This is a genomic window from Acinetobacter sp. SM34 (assembly GCF_022012365.1).
In the GTDB taxonomy this organism is placed as follows: Bacteria; Pseudomonadota; Gammaproteobacteria; order Pseudomonadales; family Moraxellaceae; genus Acinetobacter.
Genome location: NZ_JAKLTP010000012.1, coordinates 39,992 through 58,358 on the forward strand (window position 1 = coordinate 39,992; position 18,367 = coordinate 58,358).

The window sequence follows — 18,367 nt, forward strand, 5'->3', positions numbered from 1 at the left end:
AAATTAGACCTCTGCCTCAACTAACTCTTGAGTTCGTTTTTTACTGTCTTCTGCGAAAATATTCGCATAGTCAGTAATAAGGCTTTGCTCATCCTCTGTTAGCTCATTCCATTGTTTACCATGCTGAGCACACTCAACCAGTAGACGTCCAACAGTTGCAACGTCATCTACGATATAGTCAAGACCTTCTTCTTCAAATTGTTCAGCAGTTTTCTCTAAAACTTGAAGGAAACCTTCTGCAGCGTGAACATAGCTTTGCATTGCACGATTTTCTTCTGCTTGTTGAGTTAGTTGGTAAGAGGTATTTTTTGCATCATTTTTTAAATTAACCAATTGTGCTTCTTCATTAGAAGTCAATGATTCAATTTGCATTTTCACTTCAAGCTCTTTTATTTGACGTTTTAAAGTCGCTAATTCTTTATTCATCTGTGTCCATTTTGATTCCATATTTTGTAATTTGGTTTCCCAAGCACAAATTAACTCTTCAAAAACAAACGGAACTAACGATTTACCATTAAAACGGCGTTTAATAATTTTATCTAACTTCTCCGCATCAGCATCGCTAAGATTTGGATTTTCTGCGAGCAGATCTGCCCCTACACGTAATAGGAATGAATCATCTGCTGTAATTTCATCTAGATTACGAGCAGTACTTAAAGTTTTTTCCGCAGCTCTTAATAATTTTTGGGTTGCACGTAAACGTAGATAATGTGAGAAATCCTTGATCGTATCTTTTTCAAGAATTTCTTGGATATGAGTTTGCACTAGAACATAATCATTAATCACAGCTGCAAAACGAACAGATTGACGCTGTTCTTCAGTTTTCATCGCATCCATAGCTTCTTGCAAGTCTTGTTGACGCTGTTCAGCTTCCTTTACATCTTTAGGTGTCAGGTACATTTCTCTAAAAGTTTTGGCAGCATTGGAAGCCCAGATAATAGCCTGTTCAACCTTTTTCAAGATTGGGCTATTCTCTAATGCTAAAAGTGCCTGAATTCCCTTTTCTACAGCCTTTGCAACAGCTCCAGCCCAAGGGAATGGGAGTAATGCTATCCCTTTGGAAATATATGGAGCTATCTTCTCAACCCAAGGTTTTGCCATTTTCCATACATCTTTCACCTTCCCTACGAAGTTTTCAGCTTCGTCAGCCATCCAATCCACAGCCTTTCTTGCAGCACTTTTAGCTGTATCCCATACTGCACTTGCTGCAGATGAGATTCCTCTACCTACGGAAGATACTGCTGAACTGACACTTCTAGCAGCTGATGAAACTGCTGATCCCACTGAACTCCAAAAGCCCATTTTTACCCCCCCTGATTATTTATTTACACCCAATAATGATTTCGCTGTACTAATTTCCTTAGCACTTAATTTCGTTTCACTATTTGCAACTTCAACTTTGGCTTGCTTTATACGACCAATTACTTCTTGTAATTGCTCTAATTTAACTTTTGGATCTTCATTTTTCTGTTCAGCTTCTAACAATGCTTTTGGAAGAACTAATCTCATACAGGTACGTATTTCTCTTCCAGAGAATCCATCAGATAAATCCGATGCGGTTTGTATAAATTCATCTTTAGACTCTAATAAAGGAATTTGGTCAACCAACATTTTCGCCCAAAGTTTTTTGCGTGCCTCTAAATCAGGCAAATCAAAATGTATGTGATGACTGATACGGCTTCTGAAAGCTTCATCGTAATTTTTCGCAAAATTAGTCGCAAAAATAGCAATACCACTAAAACGTTCAAGTTCAATCAATAAGGTTGAACGCATTGCATTCACCTCATTGTCTATTCCCTGTGTTACCGAAGATAAACGTTTCCCTAATAATGTATCTGCTTCATCAAAGAATAAAACCGCACTTGCTTCAGTCGCTGCTTTAAATACAGCTTGAATGTTTTTTGAGGTTTCCCCCATAAATTTACTTTCTAATTCAGCTATACCCAATTTAATAATTGGTTGACCTAAACTTCCAGCAAAAGCCTCTGCTGTAAGAGTTTTTCCAGTGCCTGGAGCACCATAGAAATTTAGGATTACACTACGTCCTTGCTTATCAACACTCCCAAAATTCCAATCTTCATAAATTGTTTTATGGAACTTTAATTTAGCCAATCCCTCATCTAATTGAACACGAGTTGCTGTTGATAAAACCACATCATTATCTAAAGTAACGATTGGCTGTACTATCTGAAAAACAGAGTTATGAATCTCTTTTTCTTCAGAAGACTCTTCGGCAATGCTATTTTCTTCACGTTCTGTTTGAAATTTTTGTAACCTTTCTCTAGCTTTTTCCAAACTCAAAATATTATCTTCAATACTTGATATTTGTTTTTTATTCCCAACATTAAAAATTTCTTTAATCATTTCTTTCATTACTAATGCCAACTTTAATTTTTGAAAAATTTAATAATTCATGCTCTAACATTAATCATCTTTATGTGACTCTATTAACATAGCCCCCCCTTTTTCTTACGCTATAGCTAAGTATTTTTTTAAATCTATTTCCAACTCTTCCTGTAACCCCTTCGGATTCACTATTTTTAAATGTGGAATCCAAAACCGTATTAACGGTAACAACTGCATGTCATGATTAATTTTTGAAGAAACCAACAATCCACCATCATTTAACTCTTTTACGATTTGTTGCTCGGGCAATATAGAACGTTGCTTAAAATAAAAAGAAACCTGACTATCAATAGATAAAATAATTTCCTGTTTATCCTGTCCAAACCAGATGCTGTCATCATCTTCCACAAGTTTTACAATATTTTGATCTGGAATAAATTGAGGATATTCATGCGTAGCATGCATAAGTTCAATATGTGAAAAACGATAAGTACGCAGTTGATTTTTTCTCACCGCAGCCAAATACCAACTACCGTGATGATGAATTAAACGATAAGGCTGAACCAGTCTAGGTTCCCCTTTATATACAAAGCCAATTTGGCTATTTTCTTGAATTGCTTTTCCAAGCACTTTAAATAATTCTTTAAACTGACTCGCATCCTCAAAAGAGTAACCTTTAACACTATAAATATGATGTGCTCGACTATCTAAAAGTTCACGTAAAAAGGACATATCCAATGACGGATACAAATGACTAATCCCAGAAAGTTGAGCAAAATTACGGATATCTTGTGGTGCAATTTTCCCTAAATAATTTGCTTCTAAGTAATATTTTTTAGTTTCATCATCTTGTAGCAATGGCAAATAAGTGTTAAGGCGATCAAAATCTCTCGAAATAGTACGTGTACTTACCCCAAACTCGGATGCGAGCTCTTTTGTACTTAACTGATAGCCCATATTTAACTTTGTTAAAATATTGGCCAATCGGTCAGCTAAACGCTCATGAATAGAATCATCACGCTGCATAAATTTTCTCTAATTATTTAAAACATATATCAAAATTTTAAAGTTTGATATACTTGAAATATAACACATTAAACAAACAAAAATTTACACTAAAGCACATAAAAACATTAATGTAATTTTAATTTAAAGAGAATTTAGCTTTTCTAAATAACGTTCTAGATGTAACATTGCTAAATAGAACTTCTTTAATTCAGCCCATTTTATTTTTCCAAATATTAATGCTTTTAAAAGACGCTTTAGTGCTTTCTTCTTTTGCGTATTAGTAAATGGACCTGAACGTATTATCATATCTATTTTCTTTTCCTGAATACTTTTCATTTCAGCGTTTGATTAGGCTGAAGAACCTCAACTGCACAAGACAAATATAGAAAAAGAAAATGACAGGTGATGTCACAGTACTATAAAATTATTTATTTCTTGCTTTGAGTGCATTACGAACTTCTTGTACTCCTTTAGGTGGTGCGATTACAGGTTTACCATTACAAGTTTTCAAAGTCATAAATACGGTAAGATTTTATATTTGTTTATCTTGATAGATGATCTTAAACAAGGGGGTTAAATCATCCAATTTGTTTTAGCCAAATACTCAATACCAATAAACACCTCTAAAGTGGAATAAGCCATCAATAGGTAGTTAATGCAACAAAGCCCTAAATTGCCGGATAAGGATCCCTATTACCACAATCATTAAAAGGCTTCGGCTTACGTAAATATTTCAACCAATCATTAGTCAAAGTAAGAGGAATAGATTTGTCAAAATCAACTTGCTCCCCTCGATCTAATTGATCCTCGAAGCTCTGTTTTTTTACTATAAATGAAGCCAATTGCTCTTGATCAAAGGTATTTTTTAAATAGGGGTAATAAATGTGTAGTCCAGATTTTTGACCTATCTCTCTCAAATCTCTATGCACTTTGCCAAATAGTCGATCAATCCGACCAATACGTTGCTCATTAGCACCAGGAGTCCATGCCATACCGTAATGCAAGACTTTATTGCATTGTAAATGTAGATTTACACCTTCTTGAAAAATTTGGGTTGCCGATAATACATTGGGAAAGAATGGGCTATTAAAACCGATAATTAATCTTTTCCTATTTTGGACCTCGCCACTGGCATACCACGCTGGATTATGGAGCTGTTTGAAATCCTTCCAAGCATCATGTGGTAATTTTTCAGAAAAAGAAAAACCTGCTATTTTTGTACATAGAGCTTCAAATGTTGAAATAGCCGCTGCAAAGTATTTATAGAGTAGAGAGATCTTCAGTAATTTTTTGGTACGAACCCAAATTAAGAAATTTCGATAACTTTGCTGTACATTACGATTATTATATTTTTTAGCCAATACAAATTTAGCAAACCAGCAATAAAGCTCAACGATGACAGGACTTGCATACAAAATTCCTGTCTTAAAATATTGTGAAAAGTTTTCTTTGACAACATCAGACCAACCATTATAGGTTTCATAAAGTGCAACATCATCATTTTCTAATTGCGTATACAAATCGGCCCACAATGTCTTTAAAGATGATTTAAAGTTAGACTGATGTTCCGAATGAGTTATAGAATTATAACGATAGTCTTTAATTGCTGATAAATAATCATCTTTCTTTTGAGAATCACCATAACTATAAAAATATTCATATTCTCCTGTTTTATAATCTGACGATGGCTCTAACAATATAGAAAATAAACTGCTAGGTACCACTAGCCTATTTCTAAAATTACTACAATCTGTCGTTTTGGATTTATCATTTTTTTTAATAATAAATAAATCTAGAATGTGTGATTTAATTGGGCTTTCATCATCTAAAGATTCGTTTTCATTAATTTCTTCAAAGCTATCTTCACTGCTATTTTTACTAGATATTTTCTTCTCGAAGAAATCTCTACTCCACTTCTTATTTTTCCATTGCATAAATAAATTAGTTTTATCCGCTGGAGCCAAAGCATCGATAATCTGCTTTGCAAATATTTCATCATACTCAGCATTGATACGCTGCGTAATCTCTCGCACAGAGGGTATTCGTCGAACAAAAATTAGATTTTTGTCATTTTCAATTTGATGATCCTTATGAAATAAATCCTCAGGCGAACAAGTATTTTGTATTACCCCATATTTAGGATGTTCAGGGGCTTGATTAAATTGTTCAAAAAACTCCTTTGATAATTGAGATAAGATGTCAGTATCAAGTGCAGTATAAAACGACTCTTTACTTCCATCTTCTTGATCTTTGCTATGATGGCCAACGGATTCAAATCCTTCTAAATAGCCATATAAAAATGATTTCCCACCACCTGTCCCCCCGTACTCATCGACCAGTGCTTTTTGATATAGTGCAAAAAATAATTCAGACGAAGGATTTTCTTTGAAATCAGCCTCCAGTACATGCTCGTTTCGGTAATGATATTTGTTATATGCCCCCTCAAATCCCTGCATAAAACGTAAACGTCTAACTGCATATAGCTTTAAAGAATCACTTGGAGATAGAGCCTGGGTGTCTTTGAAAAATCCTAAAATATTATTAACATCATGAATACTTGAATGACTTGGGGTTGCAGTCAGCAATAAGTATTGTTTAGCTAGTCGTGTATTGCCATTAGGCTCACCAAATAATGCTTTCGCTGCTGCAACGCGTTGAGAACCACCACCAACGTTTCTAAAGTAATGTGCTTCATCAATAACGACTAAGTCAAAACCCTCTTTCATAACTGACTTTATACGTTCATTGATCTCTTGGGCTTTCTTTTGGGCAACGGCAATACTGTTATCTTTTTTATCTTCAGGCACTAAACCACTTAGAGAGTGAATTGTCGTTAAGCACAATAAGGCTTGCTGATTCCTATCATTTTGGATTTCATTGATTACTTTCAGTACACCATGCTCAGGATCAATAAAGTTTTTACAGCGTATTGGATGAATATGTTTAATTGCTTTAGCTAGATGCTCATTGGCATGCTTATTTCTTAAATTTTCAAATTCATTACACCATTGATCACATATCACAACGTTGGGAGCAAGTACCAAAACTTTTGCATTTGGTTTGGTTTTCCATAAAAGACTCATTACACCAAGTGCTTGAATGGTCTTCCCCATACCCACTTCATCTGCAAGTAAAGCAACATCATGCTTCTTTAAACGCTGAATCAGTCCATACACACCCTCGACTTGCATAGCCTCTAAAGACTTTTGTGCGCCATGTGTATAAATCCAATCCTTATGCTCTAAATTGAAATGAATCATCTCACTAATCGTTGTTAAATTATATTTATACATAGCTTTGTTTCTTCTTCACAAGTTGAAGGTATGCCCTAAACTGTTTTTTCTGTTGTGGTGTGAGTTTTACTTTGGCTAAAATATTTGGGAGATCGCAATTGAGCTGATTCCAGTCTTCTAATCTCATAGATTCTTTCTGGGTACTGAGCTTGGCATAATGTTTACTCGCCACATTTTTTAATTTATTGACCTCTTGTAAAACGAACCACTGAAAGATTTGACTTTCGAACTGCATATCAACGACTTTTTCCTTGAGTTCAAGCAGACATCCTGGATACACAAATAATTGTTTATATAAATCTATTTCATTTGGGCTATTCAAAATTTTGTTTTCAAAATTTTTAAATGCTAAAAACATTCTAAAATATGTGATCTCATTGGATTGAGGGGCTGCCACAGTCTCATCAAATACTTCGACATCTTGATGATCTGCCATGCTTGCCCGTAAAGACATACTGTCAGCTTGACCAACTTCTCTTTCAAATACCAAACTATCAATGAGATCTGATAAATTATCAAAACGCTGAGCACGTCGATAATCAAAATTTATTTCGGTAAAAATATCTTTCATTATCAACCGACCATTTTTAAAAATCTGAAAAAAATGGTCTTTTAAAACAGCATCATCTTTAGTGACAGTAAATCTCATATTTTCTAGAAAGATATTTCGTTCTTTATCATGCTTAAACATCAAATTTTGTTTTTGCTCAATCCCAGGCAATTTAATTTGTAAATTTAAGAGTACATCATCATCTAGCGACTCAAATTTCAAAGTATAGGTCTTGTCTTTCCAATCAAATTCTACATCTAATAGAAATGGTAATTGCTCAGTTAAATTTAATTGTTCATCTTTGAGAAGTTGATCATCGGCAAAATGTGTAGCTTTGACGTCTATTTTGCTGCCTAAAATCGACTCTTTGGGAATATGCTGATATACAAAACCTGCCTCAATATTTTTCTTACCTTTTACACTTGCCGTACCATGATGGGTAAAATTCCAAGAGCCAATTGCAAATCTTGACGAGCACTTGCCAATTGATTGCCAAACTTTGGCATGGGTCATTTCTAGACGATCATCTTGACATAAAGGATTGGTATAAAATGCGAGTTTATTCTCTTGGATTAAAATCTCTATTTCTTCACTCCACTTAATTCTAAAATGATGACCATTGGCTTTATCAGCAACTAATTTTACTGATTTTAAATGAGGAGAGGTCAACTTAAATAATTCAATTAAGCCTGGAATGTTGTGACTAAAATAGGGCGACCAGATATTTAATTTTGATGTATCTTCACTCAGTATAAAACTCAAAAAATCCTTATCCAAAAAAGTATGTACAAAATCCCACTTCGCTGATGAATGTTGTACTGAACTAGATTTAAATTGAGGAAGACTTAAAAACTTAGGAATTTGGGGATTTTTCAGAACATTGGTAATCGTGTTAAAGAATAGTCTGATAGATTTAAATTGTTCAACGGTTTCAACTTTATGGAAACTATAAACTTCTCGATTCTTAGACCACCCAGAAATAGTTAAATTAGCACTTCCCGCCCCGATATAAAGCTCGTTACGATTATTCTCAATTAAGATAACTTTTGGATGGAATAAACATTGTCTCCCTAAGTGTTCTGAATTTTTAAAACTTTTTGTATTGATGGTATGAATTGGAATTGATGTTAATTTATCACTATCCCTACTTAAAATCCTTTGATCACAGAACAATCTAAAATCAATATTTTGATCAAATATTTTTTGTTGCATGATTTCATAATCCATCGGATTTCGAGGGCATTCCATATCGACTAAAATAGGTAAAATATACTTTTCCACAAAACCAATATCGATATTGAATGTCGTCATCCATACTTTACGGATTTTTTTTTCATTTTTCGTTGCTTCAGCAATAGTACGCTTAAATTCATTAAGTAATTTCACCTTATTTTCCCCTCATTCCATCGAGCATTATTTTAAATTCCGGCAAATAATAATGGTGTACCCAGTGTTTTTTAGTACTTTCAGATACTTTTTCCGATAATGGCCTTGGTCTAACAAATAATTTTATTTGGCCATCATCAAATCGTAACCAGGCCGTGTTGCCACGTTGCTGCATGATTTCTGAATGATACTGAATCAAACTTTTAATTTGATTTTCTAAACTGGTTTGTTCTCCGATTAAAAGCAATTTTTCTAAACGGTATTTTGCAGTGGCTGAAATACTCTTATTAATTTCTGTTAATTGATGCTGCCTTATCTTTGAAGCATATTGATTTAATGTACGTACTTTTCTGTTCCATTGGTTGTGCCAGATTTCTTCGACTTCCCGCACCGTATGATTCTTTTTATCGAGTAGGTGTGTGAATAATTGGCTGATTTCACTGAGTAAAGGTTCAACTGAAAAAATATTTTCAAGTTTGGTCTTTTCTTTAGGTGCGAGCCCTGGTTTATTAATTGCTTTACCAATGATTTCTGAATACCCCAAATCATCCTTTGTAAGTATTAACTCCCTTAAAGCACCTGGTGCATTTTGATCAAGTTTGGTTATTTTTAACCAAAAATCTGTTGCATAACTTCCAATATGCTTTGATGTAGAAAAATTTATTCCATAACCTTTTTTGATCTCATCAGGAATATCAGAGAATCGGATCGTAGGATTTTCGCTATCAATGGTTAAAATATTCTCTACTAGAAAGTCCTTGAGATTCTGTTTTAATTTGCGTAACCGTCGGTTTTTATCTATAAATTCTGATGCATACTCCCAAGCATGCCCCTCTTGAATATAGTTATAATTTGAATCAAAAAATTCTAAAAACATCATTGGTGATTTGTAACGTCCATTCACACCTAACAATAGTTGACGTACCAGAACTTGTGATTCCTTAACATCTACGCCAAATGCTAGCTTAGGATTTGCTGATTGGCTTTCCCAGATTTTTCGCCCATTTGAACTCCCAAGAACACCTTGTAAGGCGACATTGTTATCGGAAAATGAGTTTTTAATCATTGAAAATATATAAATATTTTCCAACATCAAAATACATGACTGTTTAAATTTAAGATCATTTTTGTCATGATAGATTGATGATATTTTATTAGACAAACTTACTGAGGAATCTTCAATTAATGATTTTATCACTGCGTGATGCAATAGATTTACAGTATAGCTTCGTAGATCATTTGCAATAGAGCTAATTCTACTGCTAAAAATTTCACGGCCTAATCCAGACCAAATAACAAGCATTCCAAGTGGATCAATATTTCCATCCCCATGGATACTATCGTCATACTCAGTAAATATATTGTTTAGAATGATTTGCTTTGACAAAAACAGGCCCCCTGAAAATCTAATAATAAACTTATAAAACTACATGTGCAGATAAATTAAAAGTTTAGATCTACAAAGGTTTTGACTCTACAACGAGATACAAACTCATATGTCATTTGGTCTTCCACATGGTAATCCTGCCATAAATAACCAATGCTAAAAATAGAGGTGGTGGAAGTTGAACTAGCAATTGAGACTATTGTTACTATTAAAGAACATCCATGTTATTTAACCCAGATTTACCCAAGCTCAACCAAATCATCATGTACATTACTTTATCAATTCTGAGCTTTTTCAAATTCATCTTTTGTCATAATTATATCTTCTTTAATCAATGACATTAAGACTTCATGATTAATGAATTTCATCGCAGCAATAATTGCTACTAAAATTCCAACTATTAAGATAGCAAATTGAGAAAAAATATAAGTATTTGCATCGACAACAAATAAGTTCCATCCAAAATATTTAAACAACAAAATTAAAAGACTATTCGATATAAAAATTGGTACTGATGATACATATAGAAGGAAATAAATTATTGGTTTAAATTTTAACGCCTTAGATCTATCGATTGAAACGAATACATCTTCCTGCCCAATTTTTTTAACTTCTATCTTGTGTCTAATTTTTTTTATCTTATTAACCATTGAAAAAAAGTTATTAGCGGATTTTAGCTTAAGAATATTCACTTCCTTAAAGCCTAGTTTTTCAGTGGCAACCATTGCCTGTGCAAAGGCACTCTTTTCATAATCAGTGATATCAGCTCGCTTAATTTCTTCTTCATATTTTTTAACAGATACCGCCCTATCAGCATAAAATTTTGCACTATGGGTAAAGCGTTTTCTGCTATCTAACCAAGATAAAATTGGGTAAATAAAAATGATAAGAGGTAAATATTTTAAGACTACATCCAATGATTATTACTCCAAATGTCTAGTTAAACCTGTGGGATGAAATAACACCCCACTCGCCTCACTACTTCAATTTTGACCGCTAATTAATGTTACTTACAATTTCCAAGGCTTTAGCTTGGATCAAATAATGTTGATCTGTTTCATCTGGATCATACTGAACTCTAATAATTAAAGGGTTAGATTCAGCTGTACTTTTATCTTCTATTAACCCTTCTTGATTTTCGATCTTATATTCAATAATGCCATGCTCTGCAGCAAACTTTATGAGCTCTTTTACCTCATCGCTTAAGTTTAAAAAATCATTTTTACCTGCGATATATGTCTGAATATAAGACTCTGTATTCGTATCAGCCATATAAGAAATAACCTTGTGAGCTGAATCGAACTGCTCACCTATTTCTAGCTTTTCTAAACAAATTTGAATTCGTTTTAAAGTTTTCGAATTGATGATCTTTTCTGCCGAAATTACTTCAGGGACTGTACTAACTATGATTCGTCCAAATTTGTCCTGCAATTTATCCGTTATAATTAGCTTCTTTAAAAATTTTTCAAGCAATCCGATTTGGATCTCATTTTCAGGGTCTTTCACTTCACAAACCAATTTTTGATGTAAAGGAAAAAATATAAATTTAAAGAATCTTGGGTTTGCTTTTAAATTAGATGGAATATAGTTTTCCTCTACATTTTTATGACGATTTCTTTCATTTTTTTCTTCGTCATACCAATCACTTGTAATTCCATTACTTTTAAAAACTTCACCACTAAAACCATTAAGTAAGTTTTCTTCATTCAATGGTTTAATGAAACGAAATTTTAAATAGTTATTGCGTTCCAAAGGAATCTGTCTAGGGTTATTTCGAAGCTCCTCAAAAAGCTCGACATAAGTTTCAACTGCTGTACCTTCTCGAAGTAATTTAATATCAACAACAGCATAGTTAACTGTACGGTTACGCGCCATTATTACAACCTCTAATTCAAAAATTTAATAGGATGCTCAATGGCTTCGAAAAGCCATTGAGCATTATTTACTTGTTCATTTTTCTTTACGAACACCTTTGAAAGGGGTTTTATCAGATGTCTTAACATCCATAAAACGCCCAGTATCAGTGTCACGTTTAACCCAATGACCACTTGGGGTTTGTGTTTGGGAACGGTCTCGAACCATTCCATTACGATGTCCATCGCCTGATGGAGGATTTGTAGCCATAGCTAAATTTCCTATTTCTGTTTAACTTAACCTGTTTAATCAGGTGGTTTCAAAAAAGGGCTTTTGCCCTTTTGAAGACTATAACCCAATAAATCTGATTAAGTCAAACAGTTTAATCAGATTATTTAATCTTTTATTGGTCGATAAACAAACTCATGCCCACCAGAAGATGCTGTTTCTTTTTCACCTAAGATATAACCCTGATTAAATAATTTTTTTAGCTTCATGCTTGCATTCGGAATAGAAACATCAAAATGATTAGCAATCAAAGAGGTTGTAACTTTTGGTTGTTCATAAATAAAATCTAGCAATTCTTGTGTTGCTGAATTAACTTTTGGACCTATCCAAAGATGCTTATCTTCATGCTTGATTAACAAAGGTTGCTCTTTAGCCTCTGCACCGTATTGCCAATTATCTATTAAATCTTTGTTCTTAAAATTTGTTAAATAAAAAGCTTTTTCCCCACGGAAATTCTTTGCCAGTGATACGATACTTTCTCTCGGGAAAGAGGCATCTGTAGCATCAATACCTCGTAAAGATACCTCGAAAATAGAGTACTCAGGGTGTTCATCAATATACATTGATATAGCTTGATAAACCTCTCTCCCTTCTTGATTGCCAAAAGCAACAGATGAGTTAACAAGTTTTCTAAGCTCTATAAAATTTTTTTTAGTCATCTGTTAAATTTAACCTGTTTAAGCAGCTTCAGTCAATTATAAAATCAAAACAAATATGTGTGCCATGTATATATGTTAGATTTCTAAGTATATCTTCACTAATCAGCTCACCTTTTCGATAGATCAATTGAATACTAAAATTATTCAATCTTATACTTAGATTTGCATCAAACCTACTTGCATTATCAGTTGTACTTTTAAAACCTAATCCTCTACCACTACTTTTACCAAACCGAGTAATTCTTCCTTTTGAAAAAACTTCCAATGCCAAACCTATATCTGATTCTTCATGCCCCTCAGGATATTTTTTATATAGATCTGGATAGTTATGTTTAAGAGTTGTCCTTAATGTTGCCACTACTCCTCTACCACTATCAGAAATTACAGCTTGTATATGCTGTTTTGAATTCGGTGGACTATATAGCTGTAATCCAGCAAATCCCTTCAATTTAGACTCACTATGATCACTGACATTCCCAATAAACTCAGCAAAAAATAGAGTTGCTACATTCGCATATTCTGATGATGTCTGCGTAATGAAACTTGTCCTCAAGTCATTTTTTAATTGTTTATTTTCACTCTTTGGACAAATTTCACCAAATTCAACTAAAGAACGACAATTCCCTTTAAACTGCTGCGCAGTTGAGTGACTAGGTCGCTTAGGTAAGATGATAATACCTGTATTAGTGAGTTCAAAAAAACCTGCTCTATTTAAATAACCATGTGAAGCAGTACAATTTTCAAGATCTATAACAACCTTAATTCCATAATCATTTAGCTGATTTATCAATGAAATAAATCTAGCTATGACTTCCATTAATAATTTAGTATTTTTTTTAAAAATGAAAGATACTCTGCCTCTGTTTATAAAAAAATCATGTCCTGCTAGAACTTCATTCTCATATGTGTTTGCATCTATCCACCCAGAGGGAAAATCAATTTTTATTTCCTTTACATTTAATGGGTCTTTGTTGCTCCAAGTAAAATTAGCATCATCTCTTATATAAACATCTGTATTCTGCGCTAGAAATGAGTTTATTTCTTTTTTATGCCAACCAAGAATTGCTGCTATTTCAGAACCTTTTAAATTAGGTCTTACATCCAAAACATTTGCTATCGATTCTCTCACCCATCCCCCCTCAAATATTTTTAAATAATTTAGGCTAAATAGAAGTCACCATTAATGATGACTTCTATAAGTAATACTAAACCTCTTCCATCTCAATCAAGTTTTCCAAGGTCTGACTAAACGTATCTTGGAATGCAGAGTCTTTACGGTAAAGGTTATACAAGTCCACCATATTCTTACGCTGTACCACCATAATTTCATCGAGCATCTTTTTAAATACCAATGCTCTGTTTTGTGGATCTTGCGTCTGTTTATACTTTTTCATAAAGTTTTGATGTTGCTGAATACGCTTCACTAAATCAATGATAATCACTCGTTGATCTTGTGGTGTTGCACTCCAGTCCTGAAACCATTTCTCGTTAAACTTAGAAATAATATCATCTAAGGTTTCATCATCATTTTCTTCGCTTGGATTACGAGGGTTTGGATTTTGTGGATCTAAAACTGTCTCTTCTGCATCAAGCGTAATGCTTATATTGATATGCTCACGCTTTAAGGCATAAGTACTTAAATCGACTGATTCTAATAAATCATCAATACCATTCAATCGTCCATCTTGTACATTCAGTTTTGGAATAAGGAATTTTAAGAACCAATACAATTGCTCCCATTCCTTTTTATTGAACTGTATAATCGAGGAGACTTGAGCATAAATTTTAACGAACTGTTTAGCCTTTACTTTAAAATCAACACGTTGCTCATGTTCCCACGAGCCTTTCCTCTCTGCGTCAAATCGAGCTGCAACGGTATCAATAATTGGACTTAAATCGCTGCCTGATGCATTACTAAAGAACAGTTCATTAAACTTCACGACTTCATGTAATTCATAAATGCCTTTGTCATCTAATGCCGTTTTAATATCATTCAGCACATTGACATTTGTTGCTTCAGACAATGAAGTCGAGGTATAGAAATCATCAAAGGCATTTTTAACATCATCAATGTCATTGTAAAAATCTAAGATAAACAAGTCTTCCGTGCGTTTATTGTATTTAGGTGCTGCACGGTTTAAACGTGACAAAGCCTGTACACATAGTACTCCTGTAAGCTTTTTATCAATATACATTGTGGTCAGTTTAGGCTGATCAAAACCAGTCAGGTATTTGTTTGCCACCACCAAAATTCGGTTTTCATCTAAATCAAATTTTTCTTTGGTTTTAGCGTCATTAAAGCCATTCAGCGATTCTTCAGTATAGGTTGTACCATCAACTTCTTTCTCACCGGAGAATGCAATCATGATGTTAAATGGATTGCCTTTTTGATCTAGCAATTTTTTAAGTGACAAGTAATAGCGGATCGCAGCTTCTATGCTTTGTGTCACCACCATGCCCTTTGCTACACCTTTGAGCTTTTTCTTATTGACCACATTGTCAATAAAGTGCTCAAGCATAATGCTGGATTTAGCATCAATCGATTGTTGTGATGCTTCTACATAGGCTCTTAAAATACGCTGTGCTTTTTTCGACTCAAACATCGGATTATCTTCAATCGACTTTTGAATCTCATAGAAGCTCTTATAGGTCGTATAGTTTGCCAACACATCTAAAATGAAGCCTTCTTCAATAGCTTGCTTCATACCGTATAGATGGAATGGTACATACTTACCTGTTGAATCTTGCTGACCAAACTTTTCTAAAGTGGTGTTTTTAGGCGTTGCTGTAAATGCAAAGTACGAGACATTTTCACGTTTTTTACGTGTGGTCATCATTGCGACAAGTATGTCTTGAACATCATCGGCAGCTTTTAAGGCTTCATTGCCCATTGCTCTGTTCATGCTGTTATGCCCTTCGCCTGACTGTGAGCTATGTGCTTCATCAATAATGATGGCAAAGTTTTTATCACTTAAGTCGGTCACGTTATCCCAAATGATGCGGAACTTTTGAATCGTGGTGATAATAATCTTTTTACCGGTTTCTAAAGCACTTTTGAGCTCAGCACTACTCAGTGCAGGCGCAATAATGTTTTTGATTTCAGAGAAATCTTTAATATTGTCCCGAAGTTGTTTATCCAAAATTTTACGGTCTGTCACTACAATCACTGAGTCAAACAACGGTTGATGTAATGCTCGTTTTCCTGCTGCGAGTGCATTGTTTGGATAAGCTTCAATGAGCTGAAAGGCTGCCCACGTAATCGAGTTAGACTTACCTGAACCTGCTGAATGCTGAATCAGATACGGCTTGCCTACGCCATGTTGTGACACATCACGAATGATTTTACGTACCACATCAAGTTGATGATAACGTGGGAAAAACAAGGTGCGTTTGCTGAGTTGATCTGTATCTTTACCGTCTAAACGGACAAAGTGCTGAACAATATTGACCAAGCTTTCTTTAACAAAGATTTCTTCCCACAGGTATGCCGTTTTATAGCCATTCGGATTAACAAGATTACCTTGTCCACCTGAAGCTGTGCCTTTGTTAAATGGCAAGAAGTAAGTCTTTTTGCCTTCTAATTTGGTAGTCATATAGACTTCATCGGTATCGACAGCAAAATGTACCAAGCAACGTGCAGGCATCAGTAATGGCTGTGTTGGGTCACGATCTTCACGATATTGTTTTTGACCGTGATAACGTGCTGTTTGATTCGTCCATGCGTTTTTAAGTTCCATCGTCACCAACGGCAAGCCATTTAGAAAGATGACCATATCAATTTCTTCACGACGGTTTTTTAGTGAATACTGCACTTGTCGTGTCACGCTAAAGATATTAGACGCAAAATTTTGTTTGACCGATTGGCTACTGCTTGCCAATGGGCATGGGTACATAAAATGAAAATGTTGTTCATCTAGTGCCATGCCTTTTTTGAGCATATAGGCAATGCCATGTTTTTTAATCAGCTTGTCAAAACGTCCTAGAATTTTTTGTTTCCGGTCGTTTTTGTTATAGGCTTTGTAGGCATCTAAGCTGTCTTTTTGGGTTGTTTCTAAAAATCGAAAAAACAATTTTTCATCAATCGCATAGTCTGTATTAAAGTCGGACACTTGCCCGATGACATAGCCCAAACCCGAATGGATTTGAGCTATGCCTTGAGCAAGATCTTCTTTACAAATACCGACCAATGCACGTTCGATGTTTTTTTCTAAAGCCAGTTCATTTAAATTTTTGTTCACAAGTATTCCTCTACGCTCTGCATTGGCGGTTTATATTTTTAAAAGCTAGATAAAGATTTAAGCCACTTTAAATTTTCCTGTAACAGCATCATTAATCAGCGTGGTTTTATATTCTTTCAGCTTTTCGATTTGAGTTAATAACAACTCTTTCGCTTTTTTGATCTCACTTAAATTCTGTTCCAAATATTGAATAATTTGATTTTGCTCATCAATATTAGGAAGTGGACATATGAAATTTTCAATCTGATTTCCACTTATATGTGGCACACTGATACCTGTTAGCATAGGAGTGAAATATGCTAAAAATAGGTCATTAGTTAATAAAAGTTTTAAATACTTATTACTAATCCCTACTTTACTACGCATTCTAGCCACGCGCTGAAGTAATAAGGCAGGTAAATCATGCTTACCAATTTCAGCAATTCTTATGCCCCCTGAAACCCAAGGTCTATCCATTGCAATCACAATATCTCCTTCTTGTAAGAGATATTCTTCATACATATCTACCTTTTCGCTAGGCCAATACACTGTCTCAGACCATTTGATCTGATTAGGTGAAACATTGATCCCTCGTAAAAGCTTAATATCCTTATCATTAGATGAGTACTCTTCACTTTTAAAAGCGTAACCTGGTATTAGATCTATAAAGTATTTAAGTTTTACGCATTTCCAATGCTCAGGAATCTGCCCAATCCATTCCACGCCCGAATCTTTCATTGGTAAATTTGGATTTAAACCTTGCGTCACTACTTTTTGAATCACAATCTGCTTACGTTCATTGAGTAAAGTAATTTGCTGTTCTTTAATGGCAATGGCTTGGTCGATTTCAACTAGTCTTTGATCTATAAAATCCGCAATTTGTCTTTGCTCTTCTACACTTGGAAGGGCTAAATTCATCGTTTTCATTTCTTCAAATCGAGTTGTCCATAAATCAGCCACAATACCTCGACCAACTCGATAATACTCTTCAATAAATGCATTGCACTTCATTAGATGATGAGAAAATTTCGGTTCAATTTTTTTGGGCTTTAATACAATATTAATTAATGATACAGAGCCATCAAGCGAAGATAATCCACTTGAACCTTTACGATCTGAACGGCTATTAATGACAAAATCACCTTTCAGAACTAATTTACGGTTATCCCCATCTTTAGTTTTAGCTGCATTATCTAATTGTGGGACAATACCATTTTTCGTGACAGAAAGAGCTGGATAATCTTGATCTGAAACTTTTTGATTTCTTTGCTCAAAAATACTCCCCAATTTTAATACGTTCCAATGAGCAGGAATTTTTCCTACCCAATCGATACCTGAATCCTTATAAGCATCATATCTATTAAACATTATGCTTTCCC

At 34.3% G+C, this 18,367-nt stretch carries 14 protein-coding genes; all 14 read right to left on the reverse strand.

Features of this window, described 5'->3' with window-relative positions; translation table 11 throughout:
- Window positions 1-3: 3 nt before the first annotated feature.
- Complete coding sequence (locus LZZ98_RS11010; RefSeq protein ID WP_237787884.1) at window positions 4-1,302, reverse strand: hypothetical protein; 1,299 nt, start codon at window positions 1,300-1,302, stop codon at window positions 4-6.
- 15 nt (window positions 1,303-1,317) lie between these two features.
- A complete protein-coding gene (locus LZZ98_RS11015) occupies window positions 1,318-2,373 on the reverse strand; it encodes an ATP-binding protein (protein ID WP_237787885.1) in 1,056 nt (351 codons plus the stop codon).
- 96 nt (window positions 2,374-2,469) lie between these two features.
- The gene (locus tag LZZ98_RS11020) at window positions 2,470-3,372 is read right to left on the reverse strand and encodes a helix-turn-helix transcriptional regulator (RefSeq protein ID WP_237787886.1); all 903 of its coding nucleotides are present in this window, start codon (window positions 3,370-3,372) and stop codon (window positions 2,470-2,472) included.
- Window positions 3,373-3,495: 123 nt separating this feature from the next.
- Window positions 3,496-3,690: a hypothetical protein gene (locus tag LZZ98_RS11025; protein WP_237787887.1), complete on the reverse strand. Its 195-nt coding sequence runs from the start codon at window positions 3,688-3,690 to the stop codon at window positions 3,496-3,498.
- A gap of 332 nt (window positions 3,691-4,022) precedes the next feature.
- Window positions 4,023-6,647, reverse strand: a complete 2,625-nt coding sequence (locus LZZ98_RS11030; protein WP_237787888.1) for a DEAD/DEAH box helicase family protein — start codon at window positions 6,645-6,647, stop codon at window positions 4,023-4,025.
- The gene (locus LZZ98_RS11035; protein ID WP_237787889.1) at window positions 6,640-8,583 is read right to left on the reverse strand and encodes a hypothetical protein; all 1,944 of its coding nucleotides are present in this window, start codon (window positions 8,581-8,583) and stop codon (window positions 6,640-6,642) included. Before LZZ98_RS11035 ends, LZZ98_RS11030 begins: the two co-directional genes overlap by 8 nt.
- Window position 8,584: 1 nt before the next feature.
- Window positions 8,585-9,970, reverse strand: a complete 1,386-nt coding sequence (locus LZZ98_RS11040) for a hypothetical protein (RefSeq protein WP_237787890.1) — start codon at window positions 9,968-9,970, stop codon at window positions 8,585-8,587.
- A gap of 278 nt (window positions 9,971-10,248) precedes the next feature.
- Window positions 10,249-10,887, reverse strand: coding sequence for a hypothetical protein (locus LZZ98_RS11045; protein ID WP_237787891.1), 639 nt, complete (start codon window positions 10,885-10,887; stop codon window positions 10,249-10,251).
- A gap of 79 nt (window positions 10,888-10,966) precedes the next feature.
- The gene (locus LZZ98_RS11050) at window positions 10,967-11,845 is read right to left on the reverse strand and encodes a DUF4747 family protein (RefSeq protein ID WP_237787892.1); all 879 of its coding nucleotides are present in this window, start codon (window positions 11,843-11,845) and stop codon (window positions 10,967-10,969) included.
- A 75-nt stretch (window positions 11,846-11,920) separates the two neighbouring features.
- Entirely contained in the window at window positions 11,921-12,094 is a 174-nt protein-coding gene (locus LZZ98_RS11055) for a hypothetical protein (RefSeq protein ID WP_171260619.1), read from the reverse strand.
- Between the two features lie 125 nt (window positions 12,095-12,219).
- Window positions 12,220-12,771 carry a DNA-binding protein gene (locus LZZ98_RS11060; RefSeq protein WP_237787893.1) on the reverse strand — a complete coding sequence of 184 codons (552 nt, stop codon included), beginning with the start codon at window positions 12,769-12,771 and terminating at the stop codon, window positions 12,220-12,222.
- A 28-nt stretch (window positions 12,772-12,799) separates the two neighbouring features.
- Window positions 12,800-13,900 (reverse strand): ATP-binding protein, encoded by a 1,101-nt coding sequence (locus LZZ98_RS11065; RefSeq protein WP_237787894.1) that lies wholly within the window; start codon window positions 13,898-13,900, stop codon window positions 12,800-12,802.
- A 76-nt stretch (window positions 13,901-13,976) separates the two neighbouring features.
- A complete protein-coding gene (locus LZZ98_RS11070) occupies window positions 13,977-17,009 on the reverse strand; it encodes a type I restriction endonuclease subunit R (RefSeq protein WP_237787895.1) in 3,033 nt (1,010 codons plus the stop codon).
- A gap of 57 nt (window positions 17,010-17,066) precedes the next feature.
- Window positions 17,067-18,356, reverse strand: a complete 1,290-nt coding sequence (locus LZZ98_RS11075; RefSeq protein ID WP_237787896.1) for a restriction endonuclease subunit S — start codon at window positions 18,354-18,356, stop codon at window positions 17,067-17,069.
- Window positions 18,357-18,367 lie beyond the last annotated feature (11 nt).

Excerpts from the sequence above, each read along its gene's own strand:
- LZZ98_RS11010 (WP_237787884.1), bottom strand. The coding sequence starts at position 1,302 with ATGGGCTTTTGGAGTTCAGTGGGATCAGCAGTTTCATCAGCTGCTAGA.
- LZZ98_RS11015 (WP_237787885.1), bottom strand. The coding sequence starts at position 2,373 with ATGAAAGAAATGATTAAAGAAATTTTTAATGTTGGGAATAAAAAACAA.
- LZZ98_RS11020 (WP_237787886.1), bottom strand. The coding sequence starts at position 3,372 with ATGCAGCGTGATGATTCTATTCATGAGCGTTTAGCTGACCGATTGGCC.
- LZZ98_RS11025 (WP_237787887.1), bottom strand. The coding sequence starts at position 3,690 with ATGAAAAGTATTCAGGAAAAGAAAATAGATATGATAATACGTTCAGGT.
- LZZ98_RS11030 (WP_237787888.1), bottom strand. The coding sequence starts at position 6,647 with ATGTATAAATATAATTTAACAACGATTAGTGAGATGATTCATTTCAAT.
- LZZ98_RS11050 (WP_237787892.1), bottom strand. The coding sequence starts at position 11,845 with ATGGCGCGTAACCGTACAGTTAACTATGCTGTTGTTGATATTAAATTA.
- LZZ98_RS11055 (WP_171260619.1), bottom strand. The coding sequence starts at position 12,094 with ATGGCTACAAATCCTCCATCAGGCGATGGACATCGTAATGGAATGGTT.
- LZZ98_RS11060 (WP_237787893.1), bottom strand. The coding sequence starts at position 12,771 with ATGACTAAAAAAAATTTTATAGAGCTTAGAAAACTTGTTAACTCATCT.
- LZZ98_RS11075 (WP_237787896.1), bottom strand. The coding sequence starts at position 18,356 with ATGTTTAATAGATATGATGCTTATAAGGATTCAGGTATCGATTGGGTA.